The following is a 23,952-nucleotide window of genomic DNA, read 5'->3' on the forward strand; positions in this document are numbered from 1 at the left end:
GTCGACGTCCGCGCGTCAGAACGGCATCTCGTCGAGCGGGAAGGCCGACTGCTGACGTTTCAGCTCCTTCAGCCAACGCTTCAGGCTCCCGACGTCGTCGAACAGCGGCATCTCTTCCTTCAGATTGCGAATGTCCTGCTCGCGCCCGACGATTTCACGCGCGAGAATGACCAACACCGTGTCGGGAGAGACTTCGACGTACGGAGAAAGTCCGTAGGCGAATCTGAGGTGGGATTCCACGTGCCGGATTTCCTGGTCGAGTTCGGCGACTTGCTCCTTGAGTATCTTGTTGTAGTGCTTCAGGCGATCTTCGCTGATTTGGTTGATCGTGTGCTGGTCGATGTGCTCGAGTTCGAGCTGCAGTTCCAGCAGTTTCAGCAGATCGTTCCTGTCGTAAGCCTGGTTCACGCGCTGCATCAGCGAAGTCTTGCGCTCGCGCTCCAGCGGGTCGGGCTCCCGATCGGGATGGAGCACGCTCGCCAGCTTGCGATAGACGTCGCGGATCGACTGGCTCAGCGCGACCTGTTCGGCTTGCTGTTGCGACTCCTTCGCAAGCTGCTTCGCCGTTTTTTGCCGTTCGGCCCGCCGCGCTTCCCGCGCCCGCTTGTTGGCCTCGTCCCGAGCCTGCTGTTGCTCCAGCTTCGCCCGAACGTGTTGCAGGACTTCGTCATGCGCGCTCATGTCGAGATCGTCGTCGAGCTCGACGCCGAGCATCGCTTCCAGCTCGGCCTTCATCGTCGCGAATCCGGCGGCGATTTCGTCGTCGTAGTCGGTCCCGCGATGCCGGTTGTAGAGGATCTTCAACTGCGCGTCGTCGCTGACGTCGAGCAGGTCGCCGGCGAGGCTGGAGAGCAGCGTCGAGAGCGTGCGTTGCTCGGCCTTGGTCAAGCCTTTCCGGCCGCTTGCCTCGTCGAGCCGGAAAGCCATCGTGGTGCGCAGCTCCGTCCACGCGCGTTCGAGCGGCAACAGCTCGTCGACATATCGCTTCTGGAACGCGGGCATGACGTGCTCCCATGCCGACAGGCGCTTGCGGCGCTTCTCGATTTGCTTGATCAGCGCGTTGAACGCCTTTTGCCCCTTGGACAGGACGGTCTTGCCGGAGCCCGGCGCGATGCTGACGGACCGGCTGTTTGTGCGGGGCATGGCTGTTCCTCCTGGTGGCTGCGGTGCATGAAACAAAGGGGCCATTCTAGCGCCTGAACGGCTGACGCTCGCAGTCTGCCGGATTGCGCGTTCGCCGCGACTTGATGACTATTGCGCACAACATAGTTCCGATATTTCGTTTGCTGCACGGGTATTGGCTACCCACAATCCATTCACCTCTTTCGCGATGAAAGGCTCCCGGAGACGGCGCCGCGCTGCGCATCCGCTTCCCCCCAGACCGAAGGAATGCCCCGATGAAATTCCGAATTCGCTCTCTTTCCGGCGCGGCGCTGGCCGCGGCGACACTCGTGCTTCCCGCCGGCGCGGCCCACGCGCAGGAGACGGTCGTCAAGGTCGGCGTCGCCGGCCCGCTGACGGGCGGCGGCGCCGCGTACGGCAAGGACATCGAGAACGGCGTGCGCATGGCCGTCGACGAAGCGAACGCCGCGCATCCGACGGTGGGCGGCAAGCCCGTGAAGTTCGTCGTCGCGTCGCAGGACGACCAGAGCGATCCGCGCACCGGCGTGCAGGCCGCGCAGCAGCTCGCCGACGCGCAGGTGGCCGTCGTGATCGGCCACTTCAATTCGGGCACGACGCTGCCCGCGTCGAAGATCTACGCGAAGGCCGGCATTCCGATGATCACGCCGTCGGCGACCAATCCCGACATCACGCGTGCCGGGCTCGGCACCGTGTATCGCGTGATCGCGACCGATACGCAGAACGCGGGCAACGCGGGCGCCTATGCGGCGAGCGTGACCAAGGCGAAGCGCATCGCGATCATCGACGACCGCACCGCGTTCGGCCAGGGCGAGGCCGACGAATTCGAGAAGGCCGTGAAGGCGAACGGCGGCACGATCGTCGCGCGCGAATTCACGAACGACAAGGCAGTGGACTTCAGCGCGCAGCTCACGAAGATCAAGAGCACCAACGCCGATCTCGTGTTCTTCGGCGGCCTCGACGCGCAGGCCGCGATGCTCGTGAAGCGCATGCGCCAGCTCGGCATCCGCGCGCAGTTCCTCGCGGGCGGCGGCGTGATGAACGCGAACTTCATCAAGCTGGCCGGCAATGCGGCGGAAGGCGCGGCCGTGTGGGAATACGGGCAGCCGCTGTCGCGTCTCGCGAAAGGCAAGCAGTTCGAAACGAAATTCAGGCAGAAGTACGGTGTCGACATGCTCGCGTATGCGCCGTTCGCCTACGACGCGACGTGGATCGCGATCAACGCGATGCAGAAGGCGAACTCGACGAAGCCGGCCGATTTCAACGGCGCGCTGAAGGGCACGCGCTACGACGGCATCACGGGCACGATCGCGTTCACGAACACGGGCGACCTGAAGAACCCGAGCTCGACGCTGTATGAGGTGAAGAACGCCGCGTGGCAGCCGGTCACGACGAAATCGGCGGATTGAGCTGAACGGACGGGCCGGGGGCGCGCGCGACGCTTTCCCGCCGGTTCCGTCCATGCTGAAATACCGCAAGCAGTCCGGCGCGCACGGCGCGCCGCGCCAATCATCCGCAATCTGGAGTCAGTCGTGAGTTCTCAAGTCGTCATCGTCGGCGGTGGTGTGATCGGCAGCTCGATCGCCTATTTCCTGCGCGCCACCGATCCCACGGTATCCGTGACCGTCATCGAGCGCGACCCCACCTATGCGAGATCGTCGTCGGCGTTGTCGGCCGCGTCGATTCGCCAGCAGTTCTCGACGCCGCTGTCGATCGAGATGTCGCTGTTCGGCATCGACTTCCTGCGCACGATCGGCGAGCGGCTCGAAGTGGACGGCCATCAGCCGTCGATCGACCTGCACGAAGGCGGCTACCTGTTCCTCGCGACGCCGGCCGGCGATGCGACGCTGCGCGAGAACCATGCGCTGCAGACGAGCCTCGGCGCGGACATCCGGCTGATGGACCGCGATGCGCTGCGTGCGAAGTTTCCGTGGCTGAACGTCGACGATCTCGTATCGGGCGCATATGGTGTGAGCGGCGAAGGCTGGTTCGACGGCTACGGGCTCGTGCAGGCATTGCGCAAGAAGGCGCAGGCGCTGGGCGCGCGGTATGTGGCGGCTGAAGTTAAGTCGGTCGTGCGGGATGGTCACAAGGTCACGCATGTCGTGACGGGTGACGGTGAACGTTACGCGTGCGACACGCTCGTCAACGCGGCCGGTGCGTGGGCCCGCACGCTGTCGTCGATGATGGGCATCGACATCCCCGTGCATGCGCGGCGCCGCAGCATCTTCAACGTGTCGTCGCCTGCCCGGCTCGCGGATTGCCCGCTGCTGATCGACCCGACCGGCGTGTATTTCCGGCCGGAAGGGCGCACGTACATCTGCGGGACGTCGCCGAGCCCGGATCGCGATCCGGACGACCTGCCGCTCGACGAAGTCGACCACGACCTGTTCGACGAGGTGATCTGGCCGACGCTCGCGAACCGCGTGCCGGCGTTCGAGGCGCTGCGCGTGGAGAACTGCTGGTCCGGGTACTACGAGTACAACGTGTTCGACCACAACGCGATCATCGGGTATCACCCGGACCTCGACAACGTCGTGTTCGCGAACGGCTACAGCGGCCACGGGCTGCAGCAAGGGCCGGCGACGGGGCGCGGGGTCAGCGAACTCATTCTGGGCGGGCGTTACGACACGCTCGACCTGTCGACGCTCGGTTGGGCGCGGGTGCTGGAAAACCGGCCGATCGTCGAAAAGAACGTCGTGTAGTGCGGTAGTGCGAGCGGCGTGGCCGTCCTGTGTGGTGGACGGATCTCTCCTTGTGTCACCGATTGGCCCGACGTTGTCGGGCATTTTTTCAGGTTCTTCCCGGATCAGCGCGAGTGGCCTTGCTCATTCGCATGCTTCAGCATGGATTTGAGCCGCTCCAGCAGGCTTTTCGCGTGCGCCATGAAATTGACGTCGGCAGTCGAGGCATCGTTGGTGCGGGAAAGGTTATCGGCCATCGCGCGATAAGCGCTCGCGGGGCTGGCCTGGCCGCCGGCGCCCGCTTGCGAAAGCGCGCCTGATGGCGAGATGGCGTCACCGGCGGTCGTCGGATTCCCGGTCGTGGCTTGCGTCACCGCCGTCGAAGCATCCAGCGGCGCGGCATTGACGCTTGCGGCGACGTTTGACGCACCATCACCCGCCGCCGTTCCGGCGTCTCCCGACGCGGTCGGCGAATCAACGGACGCGTCGGCACCCAGCGCTTTTCCTGCAGCCTGGTATTGCTCAACGAGGCCTTTCACTTCTTTTAACATCGCCGCGAGCTGCTTGGGCGACAGCCCGAGCATTGCCAGCTTTCGCAGCATGTCCTCAATCTCTTCCAGGCGCCTGCGCGCATACTCTTTCGCGCTTTGCGCCGATGACCGTCCAAGGTCGCTCAAGGCCACACGAACCTGCTCGTTCCGCTTGAGCAAGTCACGAAGGGAAGACTCCGGGCTCGTCGGGTCGTCTGCTTTTCTGGAACCTTCACGCTCGCCAACAGGGTAGGCGTAGGGGCTGCTGGAATAGTTGGTGGCCTTGATCGTCATGGAACCCTCGTCTTTGGCGGCGGCACCGGACGGACAGCGCGAAGCCGGCCCTGCCGCTGCAATGAATGTATTTTGTAATGTTCTTTAACGGCGGCAAACGGTTCGGATTTAGGGCGCGGGTTTCTCGACCTTGAGCTATTCAGTTCCGGGAGCGTTCGTGGAAGACAGTTCGTCGTTCGCGGCCGCCCGCTCGCGGATGATTTTGGACGCAGCCAACCGGCGCGCCTTATCGCACGGCGCCAGCAAAATTGCCGGTGCCCTCCCTCACGGGCCGCCCCGGCAGCGGATTCAGCATCAACGCGCGACGAGGTTGATGGCCACGATTTCGTATCCGGTGTCGGCGTGCGCGTTCGCCGCTTTTATTGCTTCCTCATACGAGAGAAAGGACATGGCGTCTTCAATCGCCGGTGCTATGCCGATATCTCCGTCCTCGGCACAGCAGAGGAAGTGCTCACCGGTTTTCACGACATAGATGGTCGTCATGTCTCCCTCCATGGTTTGCCGGGGGAACTTTCAGTCTAGCAGGCGGGAAGGGGGTGGGCGGTTCGAGGACTATAGTGGACATTGTTTCTGCACCTTTGAACCAACCGCCTTCGCACGAAGGCTGACGCGAGGTCAAGCAATGCAACTTCAAGCCGGTAACCTGTTTAGCCCCGAAGGGAAGGGCGGCGGCGATGAGCGGATCGACGTGCTCGTCACGGGGCAACGCCTGAACGTGGAGCGGATCGTGTCGATGGGACACGCGAGTCCCGAGGGATTCTGGTATGACGATTCGCGCGCCGAGTGGGTTGCGCTGCTGTCGGGTGCGGCCGTGCTCGAGTTCGAAGAGGATTCGACGCTGCACGAGATGCGTCCCGGCGACTACGTGCTGATCGAGCCGCATTGCCGGCATCGCGTCGCGTGGACGCATGCGGAAGAGCAGACTGTCTGGCTTGCGATTTATCACGAACGGTGAATTGGAGGCCGGTTCATATTTTATTGACGTGCGCTCCTGCTTGTTCCATGGCGACCCTCGTACCTGCACGAATCCGGGGGAACCTCACTTCAACAGATGTGGTAGCCCTCGGGCTACATAATTCACCGTTTCGTCGGCCTTTGTGTCCCTGGGGCTACAAATGATAACTAAGCCCCTTGGTTGTGCACTCTCATTAGATCGCCGAGAATGAATGATCGCTTCGGGGCGGTAATAGACGCCCACAGAAATCCACGAAGATCCTTTTTTGTTCGTTGGGAAGCCGACGGGTGTCCGGCTGACCACGATGCTAGTCATTCTGGAAAGCGAGACGAGTTTCTTCGATGGCAGCCTTCGCCGTATCGACATAGGTAAATGGATCGATCTTCCTTGACAGGTGGTAGTTCAATCGCGTCCTGCTGACAGATTGATGTAGATCGTTAGCGGCGATCCAGTATTCGTCGTTCATATGCTCGGTCAATACAGTGGATAGAGAGAACTGTCCGGCATTGCCATCCAGGTCCAGATAGTGTGCGACTCGTGAAAATTCAAAGAGCTTTTTATCCCGAGTGGCTATCCAGCAATCCTGCGGTATTTCATCCAGGCCACGGGATTGGATGACGTTGGCGGAGTTGATGAGCGTCAGGTCACATGCGCCGTTAAAGGCCACCGCCATCGCATCCTGCGCTGTACGAATGGCCTTGTCCTTCTTCATTTTCAGGAAATTGGTACGAAACAGCCTCTTTAGACGGATTGTTTCGGTCGCCGTGGCTGGTGGTTCGGCAAGGCAATATTTTGCGATGTCGATTTCCTTCGTACTCAACATGTCGAGGTCATTAGCCATGCGAGCCATGAATGCCTCAAATTTCTGAATCGGGCTGCCTTTGAATTGCTTGTCGACGATATTTAGATAGAGGAGCGCGGTGAAAGGGATCGCCAGCAGTGCTTGCGCGACGGATTCGAGATCGAGAAAGCCGTAATCGGCTTCCTTTCCAGAGAAGGTCGCGTGGATGCAGTTCGGCGTGTCGCAAAATGACGGCAGATGTTGGAGGCAGAACGCCTCGTAATGCAGCCGGCACCTTTCCGCCAAGGCAGGTGGCATTTCGTCGAGGGCCAGCCCCGGTGATATGCAGATACTGTTTGGCGGACAACGGTTCAGCAAGCTGACGAGATTGTGCAATCCGTACTTCTTCAGGAGCGAGGTTTTATTCCCATCTTTGACAACCCGTTCCATCGCGATGAGCAAATTCGTATCGAGCACGAGCGTAGTCTCGATTCCATGGGACGCGTTCACTGCAACCAGAACGGGATCCAGAACCGGCTCATTGCCGGTTCGTCGACTTGGGCGGAAAAAATATGTCCGGGGATTGAGTTCTGACATAAGTCGTGTGGAGTTGAACGAGCAATCGACGAAGCATAGCGTAGTTTGGTGGGGCCAAATCGAAGGCTTTGGTTATCTGAAGCTCCGAAATGTAATCGCGCCCCTGGTGTTCTCGATTCTCCGGTTTCGCTCCCGTTGTCGATCCGAAAACGTCGCGCGTCACCTGAGTGATTTCGTGCGACTGCGAAACGCGGACGCATACGTGCGCCGCCGTTCGGCAGATTTTGTGACCACCTCATCGTGCCGGTTAATGACCAGACCGCAAAACATAGTGTATAGATATCGTTTGCCGCTGCTTTAACGGCTGCCGACAATCGGGGCTTGAATTCACCGCCGGCGCGTCGAAAGCGCACCGCCGGCCGCCAACTGCTACCCCGAGCCCACGACGACATGTACGCTCACCCCCCGTTCCAGCACCTGCCGGCTCGCCGATCCACGAGCTGTTCAAGCATCTCGGCGAGCCCGGGATGATTTCCTTCGCGGGCGGCTACCCGGCCAGCGACCTGTTCGACGTTGATGGCCTAAACGCGGCCGCCGCGCGCACCTATGCGCAGCCGACCAGCTGCCTGCAATACGGTCCGACCGGCGGCCTCGCCGGGCCTGCGGGTCGGCTGGACGATCGCGCCCGCTGAGATCGCGCTGCGCTGCGTGAAAACGATGTCTGCGAATCGCACAACAGATGACCGCCACGGGACCAGTCGATGCGATTGGCTGCTTAAAGTTTCGCCGGCAGCATCTCGTTTCGACACCATTTCGCCTGCAACTTGCACAGCCGGTCCAATAATCAGCGCTTCCCTAGGCTGCACATCGCGCACTAACCACTTCAGCGACGGCACGTCGTGCTGTATCAGGCGGCGCGCTCAATTGCCTCGGTATCCCATCGGCCGATCGCCATCGCCTCCGCCAGCATCCCTAGGGTCAATGGAACACGCTCTGGCCGCCGGTACTTCTTGGAGAACAGGCCAAGAAACGAACTGAGCAGTTCCTGCCCCTCCGGGCCGAAATAGCGATCGTACGGAAACCCGTCGGCCTGGACGTTGAACGTCGTCGCCCATTTGTCGATGAACTCCACGGCATCGAGACCAGTAAGACCCAGGTCATCTTCAAGTCGCGTTGATGGCTCGAGTTTAAGTTGCCCCCCGAACAACGGACGCCCCAGCTCCTCACGCGCAAACGCTTCGAGCCGATTCCACATATCGTTTGTCATCGTCAGAACACTCTGTCTTCTGGTTTGGCAATCGCGTTGTAGGCACGCACCGTATTCAACATGATCATGCTGGCGTCGACGGCAAGAAACACCTCCCCAACGACAGGGATCGTCCGACCTACCCACGCTCCAAGGTTTCGCGTGAATGCCATGCGCACACCCCTCACGCCCACCGTCATGATCATCGGCAGACGTATGCGCAGTTGAATTGGCAGCAACTTCCGGGCAGCGATCGACGCGACTGACGTTCCCTTGGTCGCGCCAGCAAACTTGCCTGGCGCCGGGACATCCGCCTGGCCAAGTAAAACTGCCGATGCGGCAGCAAGGTCATCGAATCCGAGTCGCTTCTGCGTCTGGTCGATGGCGATCCAGAAGAACAAATCGACCGGCTTCAAGTCCCGGTGTTGACCATACGTATAGGTGTTTTTCGACATGCGGCCCTCAGGTATTCTTTTAATGAGAAAGCGAGATTACCAGAATCAAGCAGGCTTGCTCGCCAACAGGCAGACAATTGCGACAGCATGTCATGTACTGTTGCTAAAGTTTTTCCTCCCTTTGTCCATGCTAAAAGCTGGCAGACAAAAATGGCTCAACATGGAAACACCGTGGTCGATTGAACCCATCTGGTTCGACGCGACTTTTTGCCATCCTGTCTCGCCACACGTTTCTCAGGAAGGCGCGGCGGCCTCAAATCTGAAGTGCAACACTCTCGCCATCCGGTAATGTCCGCGAATGGCAAAGAGAACGTACCAACAACTGCAACCTGAAGAACGTATGCGAATCGATTTCTGGCGGGACGAAGGCTTGAGCTTGCGGGCGATCGCCCGCAAGCTCAAGCGCGCGCCGTCGACGCTCAGTCGCGAGTTGGCCCGCAATACCCAATCCAACGGCCTGTACTGCCCGCGCGCCGCGCAGGCATCTCGCGACGCGCGCCGACAGGCTGGACGGCCGGATCCGAAGCTCGCACCAGATTCGATCCTTTGGGGCCTCGTTCGTCGCTTGCTTTGCGAACGTCAGTGGTCGCCGCAGGAAATCGCCGGTACTCTGAAGCGTGTCTTTCCCGACGACCCGAGCCTGCACGTGTCCCACGAAACGATTTACAACGCCATCTACGCCCAGCCTCGCGGCGAGTTGCGCCGCGAACTGATTGCCTGCCTGCGCCAGCATCGCAACAAACGCCTGCCGCGATCGCGTGGCGCCGATCGGCGCGCGACGATTCCCGACATGATCAGCATCCACGTGCGTCCGCCCGAAATCGATGATCGCCTCATGCCGGGCCATTGGGAGGGCGACCTTATCAAGGGTGCCGAGAACAAATCGTCGGTGGCCGTGTTGGTCGAACGCATGAGCCGCGCCGTCCTGCTGGCGAAGATGCCCGACGCGACGGCCGCTTCGGCGCTGGCCGCGTTCACGACCAAGCTGCAATCGCTCGTCGAACCGCTGCGCCAGACGCTGACCTACGATCAAGGTCGCGAGATGGCGCGACACGCCGAACTGAGCGCCGCGACCAATGTGCGCGTCTATTTCTGTGATCCGCACAGCCCTTGGCAACGCGGCACCTGCGAAAACACCAACGGCCTGCTGCGGCAGTACCTGCCAAAAGGCACTGATTTGTCCGTCTACTCTCAAGATGACCTCGACGCCATTGCCGACAAACTCAATACCCGACCGCGCGCCACACTGAACTGGCACACCCCTCTGGAAATCCTTGCCCAAGTCCTGGCTAACCCCATAGACCGGCTTCCCGTTCAGTAACCCGCGAGGTGTTGCACTTCGCCCTTGAAACCGCCCGCTGTTGCCTTGTGGCCGGAATTGCACATCAGTCTTGTGTCTTGCGCGTCCCTATACCCTTCGGCCAATCCTGATCAACAATCCATTTTCAAGACGTCAGCGCAGCTAAACTGGTCTCGAAGCTTTGCTTCTCGATCATCGGCTGTTGAACGGAGTCCCCTTTGCACCGGTGATCGGAAAACCGTCGTGCCCAACAAGACGTAGCGAAGGGGGAAGGAAATTCACGACAGCAAAGAAGCGCGGGCCGGATGGGCGGCAACCCATACGACCCGCTGACCACAACCAACTCATACGTCCCGAGGAGTTGACCATGGCTGAAGCCAATAGTAAGTCACGTCCAAACAAGCGTAAACCGCGCAAGCCGAACACCGTGCTTGCGATGATCCTCCGCAGCACGCCTGACCGGCCCAGGAGAGGCTGGCCGTACATGCCGTGGATGAGCGTCATCGATGCCCACTTCAAGCTGTTCGGATTCGAACCGGGTGACCGCGTCTTCCTCGACATCAATCACAAGACCCGGCAAATCAGCATCACGCCTGACTACAGCCAGCTTGCGCAGCGAGAGCAGCCATACCATCAGCCTGTCGAACGAGCGGAAACGGCATAAACAACAACGACCGCTTCGCGCGGCCCTTGTTGCTGGATTGCCGGTTTTGCACGAACGCGACTGACCGCCGGGGCGCTATCGCCCTGGCCCTTGCCACGGATGCTGCGGAGCGTGCCGACCGTTATCGTTAACAACTGTCATGGCCGCAAGGGCTTTGAAGCAGCAATGCGCATGTCGAAACAATCGAATGGATTCGCTCAACGGCAGTGCATGGGCTTCCCAACGATTCCCGCCGCCCCCCATTTGATGATCAAACCGCAAGACCTAGTGCATAGATATCGTTTGCCGCGGCCTTAATGACTATCGACAATCGTGGCTTGAATTCGTCGCCGGCGCGTCAGAAAAGCGCACCGCCGGCCGCCATCCGCCCCCGAGCCCACGACGACATGTACGCGTTCACTCCCTCATTCCAGAATCCCGCCGGCTCGCCGATCCGCGAACTGTTCAAGTACCTGTCCGAACCGGGCATGATTTCCTTCGCGGGCGGCTATCCGGCCAGCGACCTGTTCGACGTCGACGGCCTGAACGCGGCCGCCGGGCGCGCGTATGCGCAGCCCGTGCGCTGCCTGCAATACGGCCCGACCGACGGCCTCGCCGAACTGAAGCAGCAACTGATCGCGCTGATGGCGCGTCGCGGCGTGGCATGCACGGCAGCCGAGCTGCTCGTCACGACCGGTTCGCAGCAGGGGCTCGACCTGCTGCTGCGCGTGATGGTGTCGCCCGGCGACCTCGTGCTGACCGAGCAGCCGGCCTATCCGGCGACGCTGCAGGCGATGCGTCTGCAGCAGGCGCGCATCGTGACGATTCCGGTCGACGGCGCGGGGCTCGACGTCGACCGCCTCGACGCGTTGCTGGCCGCGGGCACGATCGCGCAGCCGAAGCTGCTCTACACGGTCCCGACCTTCGCGAACCCGACGGGCGCGACGCTCACGCGCGAACGACGGCTGAAGCTGCTGCGTCTCGCGGTGCAATACCGCTTCCTGATCGTCGAGGACGATCCGTACGGCGACCTGCGTTTCGCGGGCGAAGCCGTGCCGTCGATGCTTGCGCTGGCCGACGAAGTGGACGGCGCACGCGACTGGATCGTGCATTTCGCGAGCCTGTCGAAGATCGTCGCGCCGGGGCTGCGCGTGGGCTGGACGATCGCGCCGGCCGAGATCGCGCGCCGCTGCGTGATCGCGAAGCAGACGGTCGATCTGTGCAGCACGCCGTGGACGCAGGCGGCCGCCGCCGAATATCTGGCCGACGGCGCGCTCGAACGTCATCTGCCGCGCATCACGGCCGCCTATCAGCGCAAGTGCGATGCGATGTGCGACGCATTGCGCGACGGCCTGGGCGATGCGATCGAATTCCATCGTCCCGAAGGCGGGATGTTCGTGTGGGCGCGGATCGGCGCGGTGTCGTCGGCGCAACTTCTACAGCGCGCGATCGCGAACAAGATCGTGTTCGTGCCGGGCAAGGCGTTCTTCGCGGACAACGTCGACGCGGCGTCGCTGCGCCTGTCGTTCGCCGCGCCGGACGTCGATGCGATCCGGGAAGGCGTCGCGCGCCTCGTGCGCGCGTATGGAGCGGCGCTGGCCGCGTGAGGATGAGGAGACCTATATCGATGAACACGACCGTCAATGCAACCGCATGGTTGGATGAAGCACCGGGCATGGCCGACGTCCGGCCGGTCGCGCACCTGTCGTCGCAGATCAGCGCCGGCCCCGAATACGTCGTCGAAGTGCTCGGGCGATTCGGCGTCGAACACGCGGAGGCGTCCGACATGGCGCCGGTCGTCCTCGGCTACAACTGAGCAACCGGTCGCGGACGGAACGGTTAAGCTTGCACGATCGACGCCGTACATCGTCCATGTCCGACTCCGCCACCGAATCGCTTCAATCTACCTACGACCGCCTCTGGTCCTGCCTCGAATCCGGCGTGAGCGCGCAGCGTTCGCCGTTCACGATGCTGCAGGCCGCGACGCTCGGTATCGACGGCGCGCCGAAGGTGCGCACGATCGTGTTGCGTCAGGTGCGCCGCGCGGGCCACGTGCTGTCGTTTCATACCGATGTGCGCTCGGAGAAAGTCGCGGAGCTGCGCCGCGATCCGCGCATCGCGCTCGTCGCCAGCGATCTCGATGCGCTCGTGCAGATTCGCGTGGAGGGCGTTGCATCGGTCTGCGACGACGAAGCGCAACGCCGCTCGATCTGGCAATCGAGTCGCCCGCATACGCTGCTGCTGTATCGCGCACCGTTGCCGCCGGGCACGCCGGTCGCGACGCCGGCCGACGCGCACCCGCCAACCGACGCGGGCCCGATGACGGCAGACGACGGCTACGCGAATTTCTGCCTGATCCACGTGACGGCGACGCGTATCGATTTTCTCGATCTCGCGCCTTCAGAAGGGCATCGCCGCGCGATATTCGACCTGCATGCAGGCGGCTGCGACGGCCGCTGGGTCGCACCCTGACGCAAGCAAGCGCGCGTGCCGTCGCCAGCCCGACTCAAGACTCAAGGCCGCCCATCCTGCGCCGCCTGCGCGGTCATCCACTCGCGCATCACGACGATGGCGTCGTCATCGCGCCGCTCGGCCGGATACACGAGATAGAACCCCACCGACAGCGGAAACGCGAAGTCGAACGGCTTGCACAGCCGGCCGGCGGCGATGTCGCGCTCGACGAGCGGATCGGTGGCGAGCGCGATGCCCTGGCCGGCGACGGCCGCATCGATCGCGAGCGACGTCTGGTTGAAGCGCAGCCCCTTGTGCGGATCGACGTCGACGGGCGCCGGCATCGCGGCGAGGAACTCGGGCCACAGGTCGTGCGCGTCATGCAGCAGCACGTGGCTTGCAAGCGCGCGCGGCGACGCCGGCGCGGCCAGCAGCGCGGGGCTGCACACGGCACACACGTCGAGCGGGAACAGCGCATGCGTGGCGAGATGCTTGCCGAACGGCGGCTTGCCGTAACGGATCGCGAGATCGACGCCGTCGTGGCGGAACGTCGCGATCTGCGGGTCGGCGATCACGCGCACGTCGTAGTCGGGGTGCGCGTCGGTGAACTGCGCGAGCCGCGGGATCAGCCACTTCGACGCGAACGACGGCGTCGTGCTGATGGTCAGCGCCGCGCGCCGCTTCACGAGCTTGTCGGTCGCGTCGGCGATCGCGTGCAGCGCGCGCTGCACGTCGGAGAAATACGCGGCGCCGTCGTGCGTCAGCGCGAGGCCGCGCGGCAGGCGTTCGAACAGCTTCAGGCCGAGCACGTCCTCGAGGTGGCGCACCTGCTGCGCGACGGCGCCCTGCGTGACGCCGATCTCGTCGGCGGCGGCGCGGAAATTGAGGTGCCGCGCGGACACTTCGAACGCGCGAAGCGCATTCAGCGGCGGCAGGCGGGAGGGGCGGGGCGGCATCGTCAGGCTGTAGAAAAACTATCGGCTGGAGGCAGAAATACTGGTTCGACAGTCGGTATCGATGCGCCTACATTACCACCATGGCGCGCCGAACGGCGGCTGCGCGGCGGCAGGATTCGAATGAGGAGCAGATCGTGACTGTAGAAAAAGTGGCGTTGATCACGGCGGCGGGCAAGGGCATGGGCGCGGCGATCGCGCGCGAACTGGCGGCGACGGGCTATCGCGTCGCGCTGATGTCGCCGTCGGGCAGCGCGGTGGCGCTCGGCGAGGAACTGGGCGGATTCGGTATCCAGGGCTCGGTGACGGAAGAAGCCGACATCGACCGGCTGGTGCAGGAAACGCTCGCGCGCTACGGCCGCATCGATGCGGTCGTGAACAACACCGGGCATCCGCCGAAGGGCGAGCTGCTGGCGATCACCGACGACAACTGGCATGCCGGGCTCGACCTGATCCTGCTGAACGTGGTGCGCGTGATGCGCCGCGTGACGCCGATTTTCCAGAAGCAGGGCGGCGGCGCGGTGGTCAACATCTCGAGCTTCGCGGCGGACGCGCCCGAGCAGCCGATGCCCGTTTCGTCGGCACTGCGCGCGGCGCTGAGCGCATGGACGCGTCTTTACGCGGAACGTTATGCGGCGGAGCACATCCGGATGAACGCGGTGCTGCCGGGCTTCATCGACAGCTGGCCGGAAACGCCGGAGATCGTCGCACGCATCCCGGCCGGCCGCTTCGGCAAGACCGGCGAGATCGCGAAGACGGTCGCGTTCCTGCTGTCCGACGGCGCGGGCTACATCACCGGGCAGAACATTCGCGTCGACGGCGCGATCGTCAAGGCGCTCTGAGCGCCGGCGGCGGGCGCGTCCGTTCCGGGCCGCCCGCCGTCGCACAGCACGGCATCGCATCGCGCCTGCGCGTGCTACAAAACCGTACAAAGCAGACAAATCCGGGATACATCAGACCTTTCCAATTGCCTACGCCGCCGTACCGATCGCGCGGCATGTCCAATTTCGGAAAGGAGGATGTAGAACATGTCTTCCACACCGTTTTCCCCGATGCGTCGCCACCTGCTTGCCACGTCCGTGGCCGCCGGGGTCGCGGCGATGCTGCCCACGGCGCTGCACGCCGCGACCGGCGCGAGCGGCATACGCCCGTTCACCGCGCACATTCCCGACGAAGCCGTCGCCGACCTGCGCCGCCGCATCGCGGCCACACGCTGGCCGGGACGCGAGACCGTCGCCGACGAATCGCAGGGTGTGCGGCTGGCGCGCATGCAGGCGCTGCTGCGCTACTGGGGCACCGATTACGACTGGCGCAAGGGCGAGGCGCGCCTGAACGGATTCCCGATGTTCATCACGGAAATCGACGGGCTCGACATTCATTTCATCCACGTGCGCTCGCGGCACGAGAACGCGATGCCGATGATCATGACGCACGGCTGGCCCGGTTCGATCTTCGAGTTGCTGAAGGCGATCGGCCCGCTGACCGACCCGACCGCGCACGGCGCGAGCGCTGACGATGCGTTCCATGTCGTCGTGCCGTCGTTGCCGGGCTTCGGCTTCTCGGGCCGGCCGACGCAGACCGGCTGGGGTTCCGACCACATCGCGCGCGCGTGGGGCGAGCTGATGGCACGGCTCGGTTATACGCGCTTCGTGTCGCAGGGCGGCGACTGCGGCTCGGTGATCTCGCACCGGATGGCGATGCAGCGCGTGCAGGGCCTGGCCGGGATTCACGTGAACATGCCGGCGACGGTGCCGCCGGATATCGCGACGCTGCTCGCAACCGATGCGCCCGTGCCGCCGTCGCTGTCGCCGAAGGAGAAGGCCGCGTACGAGAAGCTCGCGACGTTCTATCGCGACAACTGCGGTTACTCGGCGATGATGGTCACGCGCCCGCAGACGGTCGGCTATGCGCTCGCCGATTCACCGTCGGGGCAGGCCGCGTGGATGTATGACAAGATTTCGCAGTGGACGTACAGCGGCGGCGTGCCCGAGCGTTCGATCCCGCGCGACGAGATTCTCGACGACATCTCGCTGTACTGGCTGACGAACACCGCGACGTCCGCCGCGCAGATCTACTGGGAGGATCACTCGAACAACTTCAACGCGGTGGATATCGCGTTGCCGGCCGCGATCACGGTGTTTCCGGGCGAGATCTACCAGGCGCCGCGCAGCTGGGCCGAGCGCAGCTATCACAACCTGATCTACTTCAACGAAGTCGACAAGGGCGGGCATTTCGCGGCGTGGGAAGAGCCGGAGTTGTTCGCGCGTGAAGTGCGTGCCGGGTTCCGGCCGCTGCGCCGCGCGTAGGGGCGTGGTCTGAAGGACGAACGCGAGCCTGCGCAAACACGGCTCGCGTTCGTCCGCAGGCGCCGCTTTGCGCAGGATTTTGAATCGATGTATGTCGTATTCGAACGCAGATACGTTGAGATACAAAGCGTCTGCGCGGTTCGGATATAAATCCGGTGAAGCGATTCCAGCGTGCCCGCCCAGTGCCGTGGGCCCAATCCTCAGCTATCGACCATGGAGAACGAGTCATGCCCGAAACCGTGAACACCCGCCGCCGCCTGATCCTGGGTACGACGCTGGCGAGCCTTGCCGACCTGGGGCTCGGCAATCTCGCGCACGCGCAAGCGGCGCCCGATGCGTCGCCGACGCCGCGTGCGGCCGGCGGCGGCGCGTCGTTGGGCACGATCCACCAGATCGACGCGGGCGTGCTCAACGTCGGGTATGCGGACCTCGGGCCGAAGAGCGGCCCGGCCGTGTTCCTGCTGCACGGCTGGCCGTACGACATCCACAGCTATGCGGAAGTCGCGCCGCTGCTCGTCGCGGCCGGCTATCGCGTGATCGTGCCTTACCTGCGCGGCTACGGGTCGACGACGTTCCGCTCGGCCGACACGGTGCGCAACGGCCAGCAGGCCGTGACGGCCGTCGACATCATCGCGCTGATGGATGCGCTGAAGATCGACCGCGCGGTGTTCGGCGGCTACGACTGGGGGGCGCGCACGGCCGACATCATCGCGGCGCTGTGGCCGCAGCGCGTGAAGGCGCTGGTGTCGGTGAGCGGCTACCTGATCGGCAGCCAGGAGGCGAACCGCAAGCCGCTGCCGCCGCAGGCCGAATTCCAGTGGTGGTATCAGTTCTACTTCACGACCGAGCGTGGCGCGCTGGGCTACGCCGCGAACCGCGATGCGTTCAACAAGCTGATCTGGCAACTCGCGTCGCCGAAATGGCCGTTCTCCGACGAAACCTACGCGCGCACGGCCGCCTCGTTCCAGAACCCCGATCACGTGGCCGTCGTGATCCACAACTATCGCTGGCGTCTCGGGCTCGCGAAGGGCGAGGCGCAATACGACGATATCGAACGGCGCCTGGCGGCCGGCCCGGCGATTACGGTACCGACGATCACGATGGAAGGCGACGCGAACGGCGCGCCGCATCCGGAGCCGGCCGCGTACGCGAAGAAGTTCACCGGCAAGTACCAGCACCGCACGATCACCGGCGGTATCGGCCACAACCTGCCGCAGGAAGCGCCGCAGGCGTTCGCGGATGCCATCCTGCAAGTGGAGCAACTGTGATGCGGGCGTGCATGGGTGGGGTGCGTCGCGGTGTGCGCCGCGGGTTCGTCGCGGGCGTGCTGCTGGCCGGCGCGTGGTCGGCGAGCGGCCCGGCCGCGTTCGCGGAGCAGCCGAAGCCGGCTGCCGCCGCCGCGTCGCCGATCTACGGCGTGACGATCCCGCCCGGCTACCGGCAGTGGGAAATGGTCGCCCCGGCCGAAGAAGCGGCGCCGCTCGACGAACTGCGTGTCGTGCTCGGCAATCCCGTCGCGATCCGTGCGCTCGAGCAGGCGACGCTGCCGTTTCCGGACGGCACGATCCTGGTCAAACTCGCGTACAAGCGCAAGCAGTCCGACGCGTTCGCGCCGGCGACGGTGCCCGGACAGGCGACGACCGTGCAGGTGATGGTGAAGGACTCGCGCCGCTATGCGTCGACGGGCGGCTGGGGCTTCGGGCGGTTCATCAACGGCGTGCCGGCCGATATCGGCCAGCATCAGACGTGCTTTGCGTGCCATCAGGCGCGGGTGAAGAATCACGACTACGTGTTCACGCGGCTGGCGCCGTGACGTGATGTCGCGCGAGCAAGGCGTGCCGCAGTCGGCACGCCTTTTTTGTTGTGCGCCCAGCATGGGCGCACTCCTGCGGGTGCAAGTCCCGCCATGAGCTGGTCACGGCGAATGAAGTGAAGCGCAACTGCACGAGGGCGACCGAATGTGGGGAGGAAGCGTGGAGCGTAAATCGCGAGCCGATGGACAAGAACTGCATAGAAGGCGCTGCCGAGCAGGGCGAGCGGGCAACAAACCGCGAAGCTCTTGTGACCAAGGCGCGGCGGCGTAAATGCAGCGGTTGTGCGATGAAGGAGTGCGTTCTTACCTGGGGAGGCCTCGCCTCATGCCTGAAAGGGCAACGACGTCGAGTCGGAGCGAGGAGTCAGCAGAGGCCATAGTAGTTGGGCGGTGTGGCTGGGAAAGCTAAAGCTGCCGGCGAAGGGCCGAAGGGATGGGAGGGGGAGCCCTCTGGTTATCGGAAGTGAAGCGCCTCAGATGTTCGCGAGAGCGAAGCTCGCCGGTCAGGTGGATAGGGTGAAGCCCGACAGGCCCCGGCAGCGAGGAATCAGTTCCGCCGAACCGGACCACGGCAAGCCTGGGCGTCGGGTCGGGAGCAACACAAGCCTGACGACCTCAACCATTCCAACCGCCTGGTGCGGACCCGCATGCCAGGTGGTAATGGAATGGACGCCCCCGTCCGAAGCGGCATTGCCGTGTCAAAGTGGTGAGGCTGTCGAAACACCACCTTCACCGGAGGAGGGCGTCACCATGAACGTTACTACGATCGGCATTGACCTCGCCAAGGACATCTTCCAGGTCCACGGTGTGAACGAGCACGGCAAGCCGATATTGAGGAAGCAACTGAAACGGCACCAGATAGTCGCGTTCTTTGCGAACCTTCCAGGGTGCCTCATCGGCATGGAAGCCTGCGCCAGCGCCCACTTCTGGGCACGCAAGCTGCAGACGCTCGGCCATACGGTGAGGCTCATGGCTCCCCAGTTCGTTAAACCCTATGTGAAGACGAACAAGAACGACGTTGCCGATGCCGAAGCGATCTGCGAAGCGGTGGCGCGACCCAACATGCGGTTTGTGCCCATCAAGAACGTCGATCAACAGGCGGTTCTTGCATTGCACCGAGCCCGCCAAGGGTTCGTTCGGGCGCGTACCGCGCAGGCCAATCAGATCCGCGGGCTGCTGGGGGAATTCGGTTTGGTGATGCCGCGGGGGATCACCAGCATTGCCCAGCACGTACCTCAGCTCATCGAAGACGCCAGCAATGAACTGCCGGGGTCATTCCGTCTGTTGATACAGCGCTTGACGGACCACTTGAAGGAGCTTGACCGGCAGGTCGCAGAGATCGAGACGCAGATCAAGGCGTGGCATCACGCGAGCGACGCCAGTCGCCGACTGGCAGAGATTCCCGGCATCGGCCCGATTACGGCCAGCGCTCTGGTTGCCTCGATCGGCGACGGCAAGTGCTTCAGCAATGCCCGGCAACTGGCGGCGTGGTTAGGTCTGGTACCCAGACAGCATTCGAGCGGAGGCAGGCCGACGCTGCTGGGTATCAGCAAGCACGGCGATACCTACCTGCGGACACTGATGGTGCACGGCGCGCGGGCTGTCGTTCGCTATTGCGCCAACAAGGACGATGCGTTCTCGGGCTGGCTTCATCGCTTGCTCACGCGCCGGCACAAGAACGTCGCCGTGGTGGCAGTGGCGAATAGGAACGCCCGGATTGCCTGGGCGCTGCTCACGCAAGGCACTGCGTTCCGATCGGATTACGCGCCGTCCGTGGCCGCTGCGTAATCCGATCGGGTTCGGTTAAGGCTCTCCCAGGAGGTTGCTTGGGCAATCGTGACGTGATGGCAAGACAGGTTGGACCGGGATCGGAATACTCTGCCCTCCCACAGGCGCTTCGAGCGCGAGGTGGTGATTAGAGTCCGATCAGCTGATTCCATCAGGGACAGAGGCGTCTCGCTAGCCTCCTGAACAGTCCGGATGTATGGCCGCAATCTCAATCTATCTGCCGATCGTGTACGGCTGCCTTGCAAAACGGAGGCGTCCATGTATGTGGGAGGGGACCGGTCAGATTACCTGACCGCCCCTATCCCGATTTGCGCGGCGAATGCGGCGCGTGATTGTGTATCGCACTGTATCTGCGGCCATTCCTGAAAAACTGGCATGCACCCGGCCCCGGTGACGGAAACATGCCGGATACGTGGGCGGGTTCTACTGTCGACATGCAGGAAACGTTCGACATGCGACGTTGCATCGGATGCCGAATGATCGACCTGCCCACTTCCCTTCAGGAGAACCCTCATGAAAACCGCCCGAATCCTCGCTGCTGCCGCACTTGCCATCGCCCCTGCGCTGTCCTTCGCCGATGCCGGCCACGGCCTCACGCGTGCCGACGTGCGCGCCGAACTCGTCCGCCTGGAGCAGGCCGGCTACAACCCGGCACGCAGCGACCCGCATTACCCGGAAGACATTGCCGCCGCGCTGCAGGTCGCGCGTTCCGACCAGAACGGCCCGGCGAAGTCGCAAGGCGACAACGTCGCCGAAACGCCGTCGCCGGTCCGGCATCGCGACATGACGCAGGCGCGCGCCGTGCACCACGATGCAATCCCGTCCGATGACATCTACGCACATTCCTGATCCGTCGCCGCGCCGCCGCCTTCGCCACATCTCGACAGCGCGGCGGCAATCGCAGGACTTCATGTGAACAACACGACAGAAAGGAGCATGACCATGGTTCGTTTGATGAAACGGGTTCTCATTTCCGCCGCGGTGATCGGCGGACTGTTCGGCGCAGCGGCGGCCCATGCCGCACCGAAGGACGACCTGAATGGCACGAACGTCGTGCTCGTGCACGGCGCATTCGCCGATGGGTCGAGCTGGAACCGCGTGATCCCGCTGCTCGAGGCGCGCGGGCTGCACGTGGTGTCGGTGCAGAATCCGCTGAGCTCGCTCGCCGACGATGCAGCCGCGACGAAGCGCGCGATCGACGAGCAGAAGGGGCCGGTCGTGCTGGTCGGCCATTCATGGGCCGGTGTCGTGATCACCGATGCGGGCAACGACGACAAGGTGAAGTCGCTCGTATACGTCGCCGCGTTCGCGCCCGACAACGGCCAGTCGATCGCGGACGTCACGCAGGGGCTGCCGCCGCCGTCGTGGGCGGGCGAGCTGAGCAAGGACGCGGCCGGCTTCGCACGGCTGTCGGACAAGGCGATCGCGCAGGATTTCGCGCCGGACCTGCCGCCCGCGCAGCAGCGCATCGTCGCGGCGACCCAGGGGCCGTGGTACGGCGGTTGCATTTCGGAGAAGGTCGCGCAAGCCGCGTGGCATGCGAAGCCGTCGACGTTCGTCGTCGCGACGCAGGACAGGATGATCGATCCGACGCTGCAGGAAGCGATGGCGAAGCGGATCGGCGCGACGGTCGCGCGGGTGAACGGCAGCCATGTGTCGATGCTGAGCCAGCCGAAGGCCGTGGCCGATGCGATCATCGCGGCGGCGGAACGCGCGAAGCAGGACGCGCATTGAGCGAACGCGGCGCCGCCGCGCGCAGCGCGCGGCGGCCCATCGACGTCGTTGCGCGCGCGCCGGCGTTACCCATCGCTTCCCCTTGCCCATCGCCATACGTACGCCGCGTTGGCTCAGCCGCGTATGCTCGAGCAGTCATCCTTATCAGTTCAGCAGATAAACGTATCGAATATGCTTCGTTGACGGGCCGCGACGTGCGATCGTAGATTCGCGTTTTCATCGCATTCGACGGGGCCGGCTTCGTGACCATCATCGCTACCCATACCGCCGAGCCGTCGCAGCGCGCGACGCCGCAGCACTTCGAGATTCGCGCATTCGACGGGCCGCTGGGCGCAGAGGTGATCGGCCTCGACCTGTCGAAGCCGCTCGACGAAGCCGGCTTCGCACGCATCCATCGCGCGCATCTCGATCATCACGTGCTGGTGTTCCGCGACCAGCGCATCACGCCGGAACAGCACATCGCGTTCAGCCGCCGCTTCGGCCCGCTGCAGATCCACGTGCTGCACCAGTTCGGGCTGGCCGGGCACCCGGAAGTGCTGGTCGTGTCGAACGTCGTCGAGAATGGCCGGCCGATCGGTCTCGGCGATGCCGGTCAATTCTGGCACTCCGACCTGTCGTACAAGGAAAAGCCGAGCCTCGGCTCGCTGCTGCATGCGCAGGAGCTGCCGTCCGAAGGCGGCGACACGCTGTTCGCGAACATGCATCTCGCGTGGGACACGCTGCCCGCGCACCTGCGCCGCGCGGCCGAAGGGCTGCGCGCCGAGCATACGTATCTCGCGCGCTATGCGGAACTGCAGGCGCGCAATCCGTGGCGGCCGAACCTGTCCGCCGAGCAGATCGCGCAGGTGAAGCCGGTCGTGCATCCGGTCGTGCGCACGCACCCGGAGACGGGCCGCAAGGCGCTGTTCGTCAGCGAGCATTTCACGACGCGCATCGTCGGCCTGCCCGAAGACGAAAGCCGCGCGCTGCTCGACGAACTGTTCGCGCACAGCGTGCGCGCCGAACATCAATACCGGCACGTGTGGCGCGACCACGATCTCGTGTTCTGGGACAACCGTTCGCTGATGCATCTCGCGGCCGGCACGCCGGACCACCTGCGCCGCAAGCTGTATCGCACGACGATCGAGGGCGACGCGCCGTTCTGACCGTCGCGCCGCTGCCTGCCTTCTTCCTTCCGACTGGAGTTCCGATGTCGTTCTCGATTCGCGCGGCACTGGGCCGCACGACGCTGTCCGCACGCCGTGCGGCCGTCACCACGCTTGCCGCGGCGCTCGCCGTCGCGGGCCTCGGGGCCGCGCGGCCCGCGCGCGCCGAAGGGCAGATCCGCATCGCCGAGCAGTTCGGCGTCGTCTACCTGATGCTGAACGTCGCGCGCGACCAGCAGCTGATCGAGAAGGAAGGCCGCAAGGCGGGCCTCGACATCAAGGTCGACTGGGTGCGCCTGTCGGGCGGCGCGGCCGTGAACGACGCGCTGCTGTCCGGCGCGGTCGACATCGCGGGCGCGGGCGTCGGCCCGCTGCTGACGGTGTGGGACCGCACGCATGGCCGGCAGAACGTGAAGGGCGTCGCGTCGCTCGGCAACCTGCCGTACTACCTCGTCAGCAACAATCCGAATGTGAAGACGCTCGCCGACTTCACCGCGAAGGACCGCATCGCGGTGCCGGCCGTCGGCGTGTCCGTGCAGTCGCGCGTGCTGCAGTATGCGGTTGCGAAGCAGTGGGGCGACCAGCAATACGCGAAGCTCGACGGCCTCACGCAGGCGATTCCGCACCCCGACGCGACGGCCGCGATTCTGGCGAACGGCAGCGTGATCACCGCCCACTTCGGCAATCCGCCGTTCCAGGAGCAGGAGCTGGCGGGCAATCCGAACGCGCACATCGTGCTGAATTCATACGACGTGCTGGGCGGCCCGAGCTCGGCGACCGTGCTCTACGCGACCGAGAAGTTCCGCAACGAGAACCCGAAGACCTATCGCGCATTCGTCGCGGCGCTTGCGGAAGCCGCACGCGTGATCGTGGCCGACCCCGAGCGCGCGGCGGACGCCTACATCCGCGCGAACGGCTCGAAGATCGACCGCGCGCTGCTGCTGAAGATCGTGCGCAATCCACAGGTGCAATTCAAGACCGCGCCGCAGAACACGTTCAAGCTCGCGCAGTTCATGTACCGGATCGGCGCGATCCGCAACGAGCCGAAATCGTGGCGCGATTACTTCTTCGATGATCCCGCGACGGCGGGCGGGAGCTGAGCGGCGGCCGTTCGAGCGGCGCAATCGATGTTTATGCGCCGCGATGGTTTGAATATGCGCAATGATTGGTTGGTGTGTGCACCGGCCGACCGTATGG

Annotated in this window: 24 protein-coding genes and 1 pseudogene; 18 read left to right on the plus strand and 7 right to left on the minus strand. The window is 64.0% G+C overall.

The window, feature by feature from the left end; genetic code table 11:
• Positions 1-15: 15 nt before the first annotated feature.
• Positions 16-1,143 carry a J domain-containing protein gene (locus tag WT26_RS22225; RefSeq protein WP_069273959.1) on the minus strand — a complete coding sequence of 376 codons (1,128 nt, stop codon included), beginning with the start codon at positions 1,141-1,143 and terminating at the stop codon, positions 16-18.
• Positions 1,144-1,397: 254 nt separating this feature from the next.
• On the opposite strand from WT26_RS22225, the gene WT26_RS22230 reads away from it, so the two are divergent.
• Together WT26_RS22230 and WT26_RS22235 are read left to right on the plus strand one after the other, a co-directional pair.
• Entirely contained in the window at positions 1,398-2,549 is a 1,152-nt protein-coding gene (locus WT26_RS22230) for a branched-chain amino acid ABC transporter substrate-binding protein (RefSeq protein ID WP_069273960.1), read from the plus strand.
• Between the two features lie 123 nt (positions 2,550-2,672).
• Positions 2,673-3,845 carry an NAD(P)/FAD-dependent oxidoreductase gene (locus WT26_RS22235; protein ID WP_069273961.1) on the plus strand — a complete coding sequence of 391 codons (1,173 nt, stop codon included), beginning with the start codon at positions 2,673-2,675 and terminating at the stop codon, positions 3,843-3,845.
• A gap of 104 nt (positions 3,846-3,949) precedes the next feature.
• On the opposite strand, the gene WT26_RS22240 is transcribed toward WT26_RS22235, so the two are convergent.
• Together WT26_RS22240 and WT26_RS22245 are read right to left on the minus strand one after the other, a co-directional pair.
• Complete coding sequence (locus WT26_RS22240) at positions 3,950-4,648, minus strand: hypothetical protein (protein ID WP_069270874.1); 699 nt, start codon at positions 4,646-4,648, stop codon at positions 3,950-3,952.
• 294 nt (positions 4,649-4,942) lie between these two features.
• On the minus strand, positions 4,943-5,131 hold the full coding sequence (locus tag WT26_RS22245; RefSeq protein ID WP_045565369.1) for a hypothetical protein: 189 nt from the start codon (positions 5,129-5,131) through the stop codon (positions 4,943-4,945).
• Between the two features lie 139 nt (positions 5,132-5,270).
• On the opposite strand from WT26_RS22245, the gene WT26_RS22250 reads away from it, so the two are divergent.
• A complete protein-coding gene (locus tag WT26_RS22250) occupies positions 5,271-5,603 on the plus strand; it encodes a cupin domain-containing protein (RefSeq protein ID WP_059806541.1) in 333 nt (110 codons plus the stop codon).
• 307 nt (positions 5,604-5,910) lie between these two features.
• Here WT26_RS22250 and WT26_RS37510 read toward each other — a convergent pair whose 3' ends face one another.
• A complete protein-coding gene (locus WT26_RS37510) occupies positions 5,911-6,861 on the minus strand; it encodes a hypothetical protein (protein ID WP_069270875.1) in 951 nt (316 codons plus the stop codon).
• Between the two features lie 551 nt (positions 6,862-7,412).
• Between WT26_RS37510 and WT26_RS37515 the strand changes: the two are divergent.
• Positions 7,413-7,577 (plus strand): annotated as a pseudogene (locus WT26_RS37515) (PLP-dependent aminotransferase family protein); the annotation flags it as partial.
• Between the two features lie 251 nt (positions 7,578-7,828).
• On the opposite strand, the gene WT26_RS22260 reads toward WT26_RS37515, so the two are convergent.
• Complete coding sequence (locus tag WT26_RS22260; protein WP_059741737.1) at positions 7,829-8,188, minus strand: DUF1493 family protein; 360 nt, start codon at positions 8,186-8,188, stop codon at positions 7,829-7,831.
• 2 nt (positions 8,189-8,190) lie between these two features.
• A complete protein-coding gene (locus WT26_RS22265) occupies positions 8,191-8,622 on the minus strand; it encodes an STM2901 family protein (RefSeq protein WP_059741738.1) in 432 nt (143 codons plus the stop codon).
• A gap of 298 nt (positions 8,623-8,920) precedes the next feature.
• Between WT26_RS22265 and WT26_RS22270 the strand changes: the two genes are divergently transcribed.
• From WT26_RS22270 to WT26_RS22290, 5 genes are all read left to right on the plus strand, one after another.
• The gene (locus tag WT26_RS22270; protein ID WP_059807745.1) at positions 8,921-9,943 is read left to right on the plus strand and encodes an IS30 family transposase; all 1,023 of its coding nucleotides are present in this window, start codon (positions 8,921-8,923) and stop codon (positions 9,941-9,943) included.
• 346 nt (positions 9,944-10,289) lie between these two features.
• Positions 10,290-10,586 carry a hypothetical protein gene (locus WT26_RS22275; protein ID WP_060093447.1) on the plus strand — a complete coding sequence of 99 codons (297 nt, stop codon included), beginning with the start codon at positions 10,290-10,292 and terminating at the stop codon, positions 10,584-10,586.
• Between the two features lie 386 nt (positions 10,587-10,972).
• Positions 10,973-12,172 carry a PLP-dependent aminotransferase family protein gene (locus WT26_RS22280; protein WP_069273962.1) on the plus strand — a complete coding sequence of 400 codons (1,200 nt, stop codon included), beginning with the start codon at positions 10,973-10,975 and terminating at the stop codon, positions 12,170-12,172.
• A gap of 20 nt (positions 12,173-12,192) precedes the next feature.
• Positions 12,193-12,381, plus strand: a complete 189-nt coding sequence (locus WT26_RS22285; protein WP_059853879.1) for a hypothetical protein — start codon at positions 12,193-12,195, stop codon at positions 12,379-12,381.
• Between the two features lie 56 nt (positions 12,382-12,437).
• Positions 12,438-13,037, plus strand: a complete 600-nt coding sequence (locus WT26_RS22290) for a pyridoxamine 5'-phosphate oxidase family protein (protein WP_069273963.1) — start codon at positions 12,438-12,440, stop codon at positions 13,035-13,037.
• A 41-nt stretch (positions 13,038-13,078) separates the two neighbouring features.
• On the opposite strand, the gene gcvA is transcribed toward WT26_RS22290, so the two are convergent.
• On the minus strand, positions 13,079-13,972 hold the full coding sequence (gcvA, locus tag WT26_RS22295) for a transcriptional regulator GcvA (RefSeq protein WP_069273964.1): 894 nt from the start codon (positions 13,970-13,972) through the stop codon (positions 13,079-13,081).
• Positions 13,973-14,106: 134 nt separating this feature from the next.
• On the opposite strand from gcvA, the gene WT26_RS22300 reads away from it, so the two are divergent.
• The 9 genes from WT26_RS22300 to WT26_RS22340 all read left to right on the plus strand — a co-directional run bounded on the left by WT26_RS22300 (position 14,107) and on the right by WT26_RS22340 (position 23,855).
• Positions 14,107-14,811, plus strand: a complete 705-nt coding sequence (locus WT26_RS22300; RefSeq protein ID WP_059732361.1) for an SDR family oxidoreductase — start codon at positions 14,107-14,109, stop codon at positions 14,809-14,811.
• Between the two features lie 186 nt (positions 14,812-14,997).
• Entirely contained in the window at positions 14,998-16,275 is a 1,278-nt protein-coding gene (locus WT26_RS22305) for an epoxide hydrolase family protein (protein WP_069273965.1), read from the plus strand.
• A 227-nt stretch (positions 16,276-16,502) separates the two neighbouring features.
• Positions 16,503-17,543: an alpha/beta fold hydrolase gene (locus tag WT26_RS22310; RefSeq protein ID WP_069273966.1), complete on the plus strand. Its 1,041-nt coding sequence runs from the start codon at positions 16,503-16,505 to the stop codon at positions 17,541-17,543.
• A complete protein-coding gene (locus tag WT26_RS22315) occupies positions 17,543-18,088 on the plus strand; it encodes a cytochrome P460 family protein (protein ID WP_059521779.1) in 546 nt (181 codons plus the stop codon). Before WT26_RS22310 ends, WT26_RS22315 begins: the two co-directional genes overlap by 1 nt.
• Before the next feature lie 750 nt (positions 18,089-18,838).
• Positions 18,839-19,876: an IS110 family transposase gene (locus tag WT26_RS22320; protein ID WP_060093842.1), complete on the plus strand. Its 1,038-nt coding sequence runs from the start codon at positions 18,839-18,841 to the stop codon at positions 19,874-19,876.
• 513 nt (positions 19,877-20,389) lie between these two features.
• Positions 20,390-20,725, plus strand: coding sequence for a DUF4148 domain-containing protein (locus WT26_RS22325; RefSeq protein WP_069273967.1), 336 nt, complete (start codon positions 20,390-20,392; stop codon positions 20,723-20,725).
• Positions 20,726-20,818: 93 nt separating this feature from the next.
• On the plus strand, positions 20,819-21,610 hold the full coding sequence (locus WT26_RS22330) for an alpha/beta fold hydrolase (RefSeq protein WP_069275107.1): 792 nt from the start codon (positions 20,819-20,821) through the stop codon (positions 21,608-21,610).
• 242 nt (positions 21,611-21,852) lie between these two features.
• Positions 21,853-22,755: a TauD/TfdA dioxygenase family protein gene (locus WT26_RS22335; RefSeq protein WP_069270880.1), complete on the plus strand. Its 903-nt coding sequence runs from the start codon at positions 21,853-21,855 to the stop codon at positions 22,753-22,755.
• 44 nt (positions 22,756-22,799) lie between these two features.
• Positions 22,800-23,855, plus strand: a complete 1,056-nt coding sequence (locus WT26_RS22340) for an ABC transporter substrate-binding protein (protein ID WP_069270881.1) — start codon at positions 22,800-22,802, stop codon at positions 23,853-23,855.
• The last annotated feature ends 97 nt before the right edge of the window (positions 23,856-23,952 follow it).

It is taken from the genome of Burkholderia cepacia (assembly GCF_001718835.1).
GTDB classification, from domain to species: domain Bacteria; phylum Pseudomonadota; class Gammaproteobacteria; order Burkholderiales; family Burkholderiaceae; genus Burkholderia; species Burkholderia cepacia_F.

Bases quoted from the DNA above. Each gene is read 5' to 3' on its own strand.
- WT26_RS22250 (WP_059806541.1), top strand. From the start codon at position 5,271: ATGCAACTTCAAGCCGGTAACCTGTTTAGCCCCGAAGGGAAGGGCGGC.
- WT26_RS22305 (WP_069273965.1), top strand. From the start codon at position 14,998: ATGTCTTCCACACCGTTTTCCCCGATGCGTCGCCACCTGCTTGCCACG.
- WT26_RS22270 (WP_059807745.1), top strand. From the start codon at position 8,921: ATGGCAAAGAGAACGTACCAACAACTGCAACCTGAAGAACGTATGCGA.
- WT26_RS22280 (WP_069273962.1), top strand. From the start codon at position 10,973: ATGTACGCGTTCACTCCCTCATTCCAGAATCCCGCCGGCTCGCCGATC.
- WT26_RS22245 (WP_045565369.1), bottom strand. From the start codon at position 5,131: ATGACGACCATCTATGTCGTGAAAACCGGTGAGCACTTCCTCTGCTGT.
- WT26_RS22290 (WP_069273963.1), top strand. From the start codon at position 12,438: ATGTCCGACTCCGCCACCGAATCGCTTCAATCTACCTACGACCGCCTC.
- WT26_RS22315 (WP_059521779.1), top strand. From the start codon at position 17,543: ATGCGGGCGTGCATGGGTGGGGTGCGTCGCGGTGTGCGCCGCGGGTTC.
- WT26_RS22260 (WP_059741737.1), bottom strand. From the start codon at position 8,188: ATGACAAACGATATGTGGAATCGGCTCGAAGCGTTTGCGCGTGAGGAG.
- WT26_RS22275 (WP_060093447.1), top strand. From the start codon at position 10,290: ATGGCTGAAGCCAATAGTAAGTCACGTCCAAACAAGCGTAAACCGCGC.
- WT26_RS22230 (WP_069273960.1), top strand. From the start codon at position 1,398: ATGAAATTCCGAATTCGCTCTCTTTCCGGCGCGGCGCTGGCCGCGGCG.
- WT26_RS22240 (WP_069270874.1), bottom strand. From the start codon at position 4,648: ATGACGATCAAGGCCACCAACTATTCCAGCAGCCCCTACGCCTACCCT.
- WT26_RS22225 (WP_069273959.1), bottom strand. From the start codon at position 1,143: ATGCCCCGCACAAACAGCCGGTCCGTCAGCATCGCGCCGGGCTCCGGC.
- WT26_RS22285 (WP_059853879.1), top strand. From the start codon at position 12,193: ATGAACACGACCGTCAATGCAACCGCATGGTTGGATGAAGCACCGGGC.
- gcvA (WP_069273964.1), bottom strand. From the start codon at position 13,972: ATGCCGCCCCGCCCCTCCCGCCTGCCGCCGCTGAATGCGCTTCGCGCG.
- WT26_RS22320 (WP_060093842.1), top strand. From the start codon at position 18,839: ATGAACGTTACTACGATCGGCATTGACCTCGCCAAGGACATCTTCCAG.
- WT26_RS22265 (WP_059741738.1), bottom strand. From the start codon at position 8,622: ATGTCGAAAAACACCTATACGTATGGTCAACACCGGGACTTGAAGCCG.
- WT26_RS22340 (WP_069270881.1), top strand. From the start codon at position 22,800: ATGTCGTTCTCGATTCGCGCGGCACTGGGCCGCACGACGCTGTCCGCA.
- WT26_RS22330 (WP_069275107.1), top strand. From the start codon at position 20,819: ATGGTTCGTTTGATGAAACGGGTTCTCATTTCCGCCGCGGTGATCGGC.
- WT26_RS22325 (WP_069273967.1), top strand. From the start codon at position 20,390: ATGAAAACCGCCCGAATCCTCGCTGCTGCCGCACTTGCCATCGCCCCT.
- WT26_RS22310 (WP_069273966.1), top strand. From the start codon at position 16,503: ATGCCCGAAACCGTGAACACCCGCCGCCGCCTGATCCTGGGTACGACG.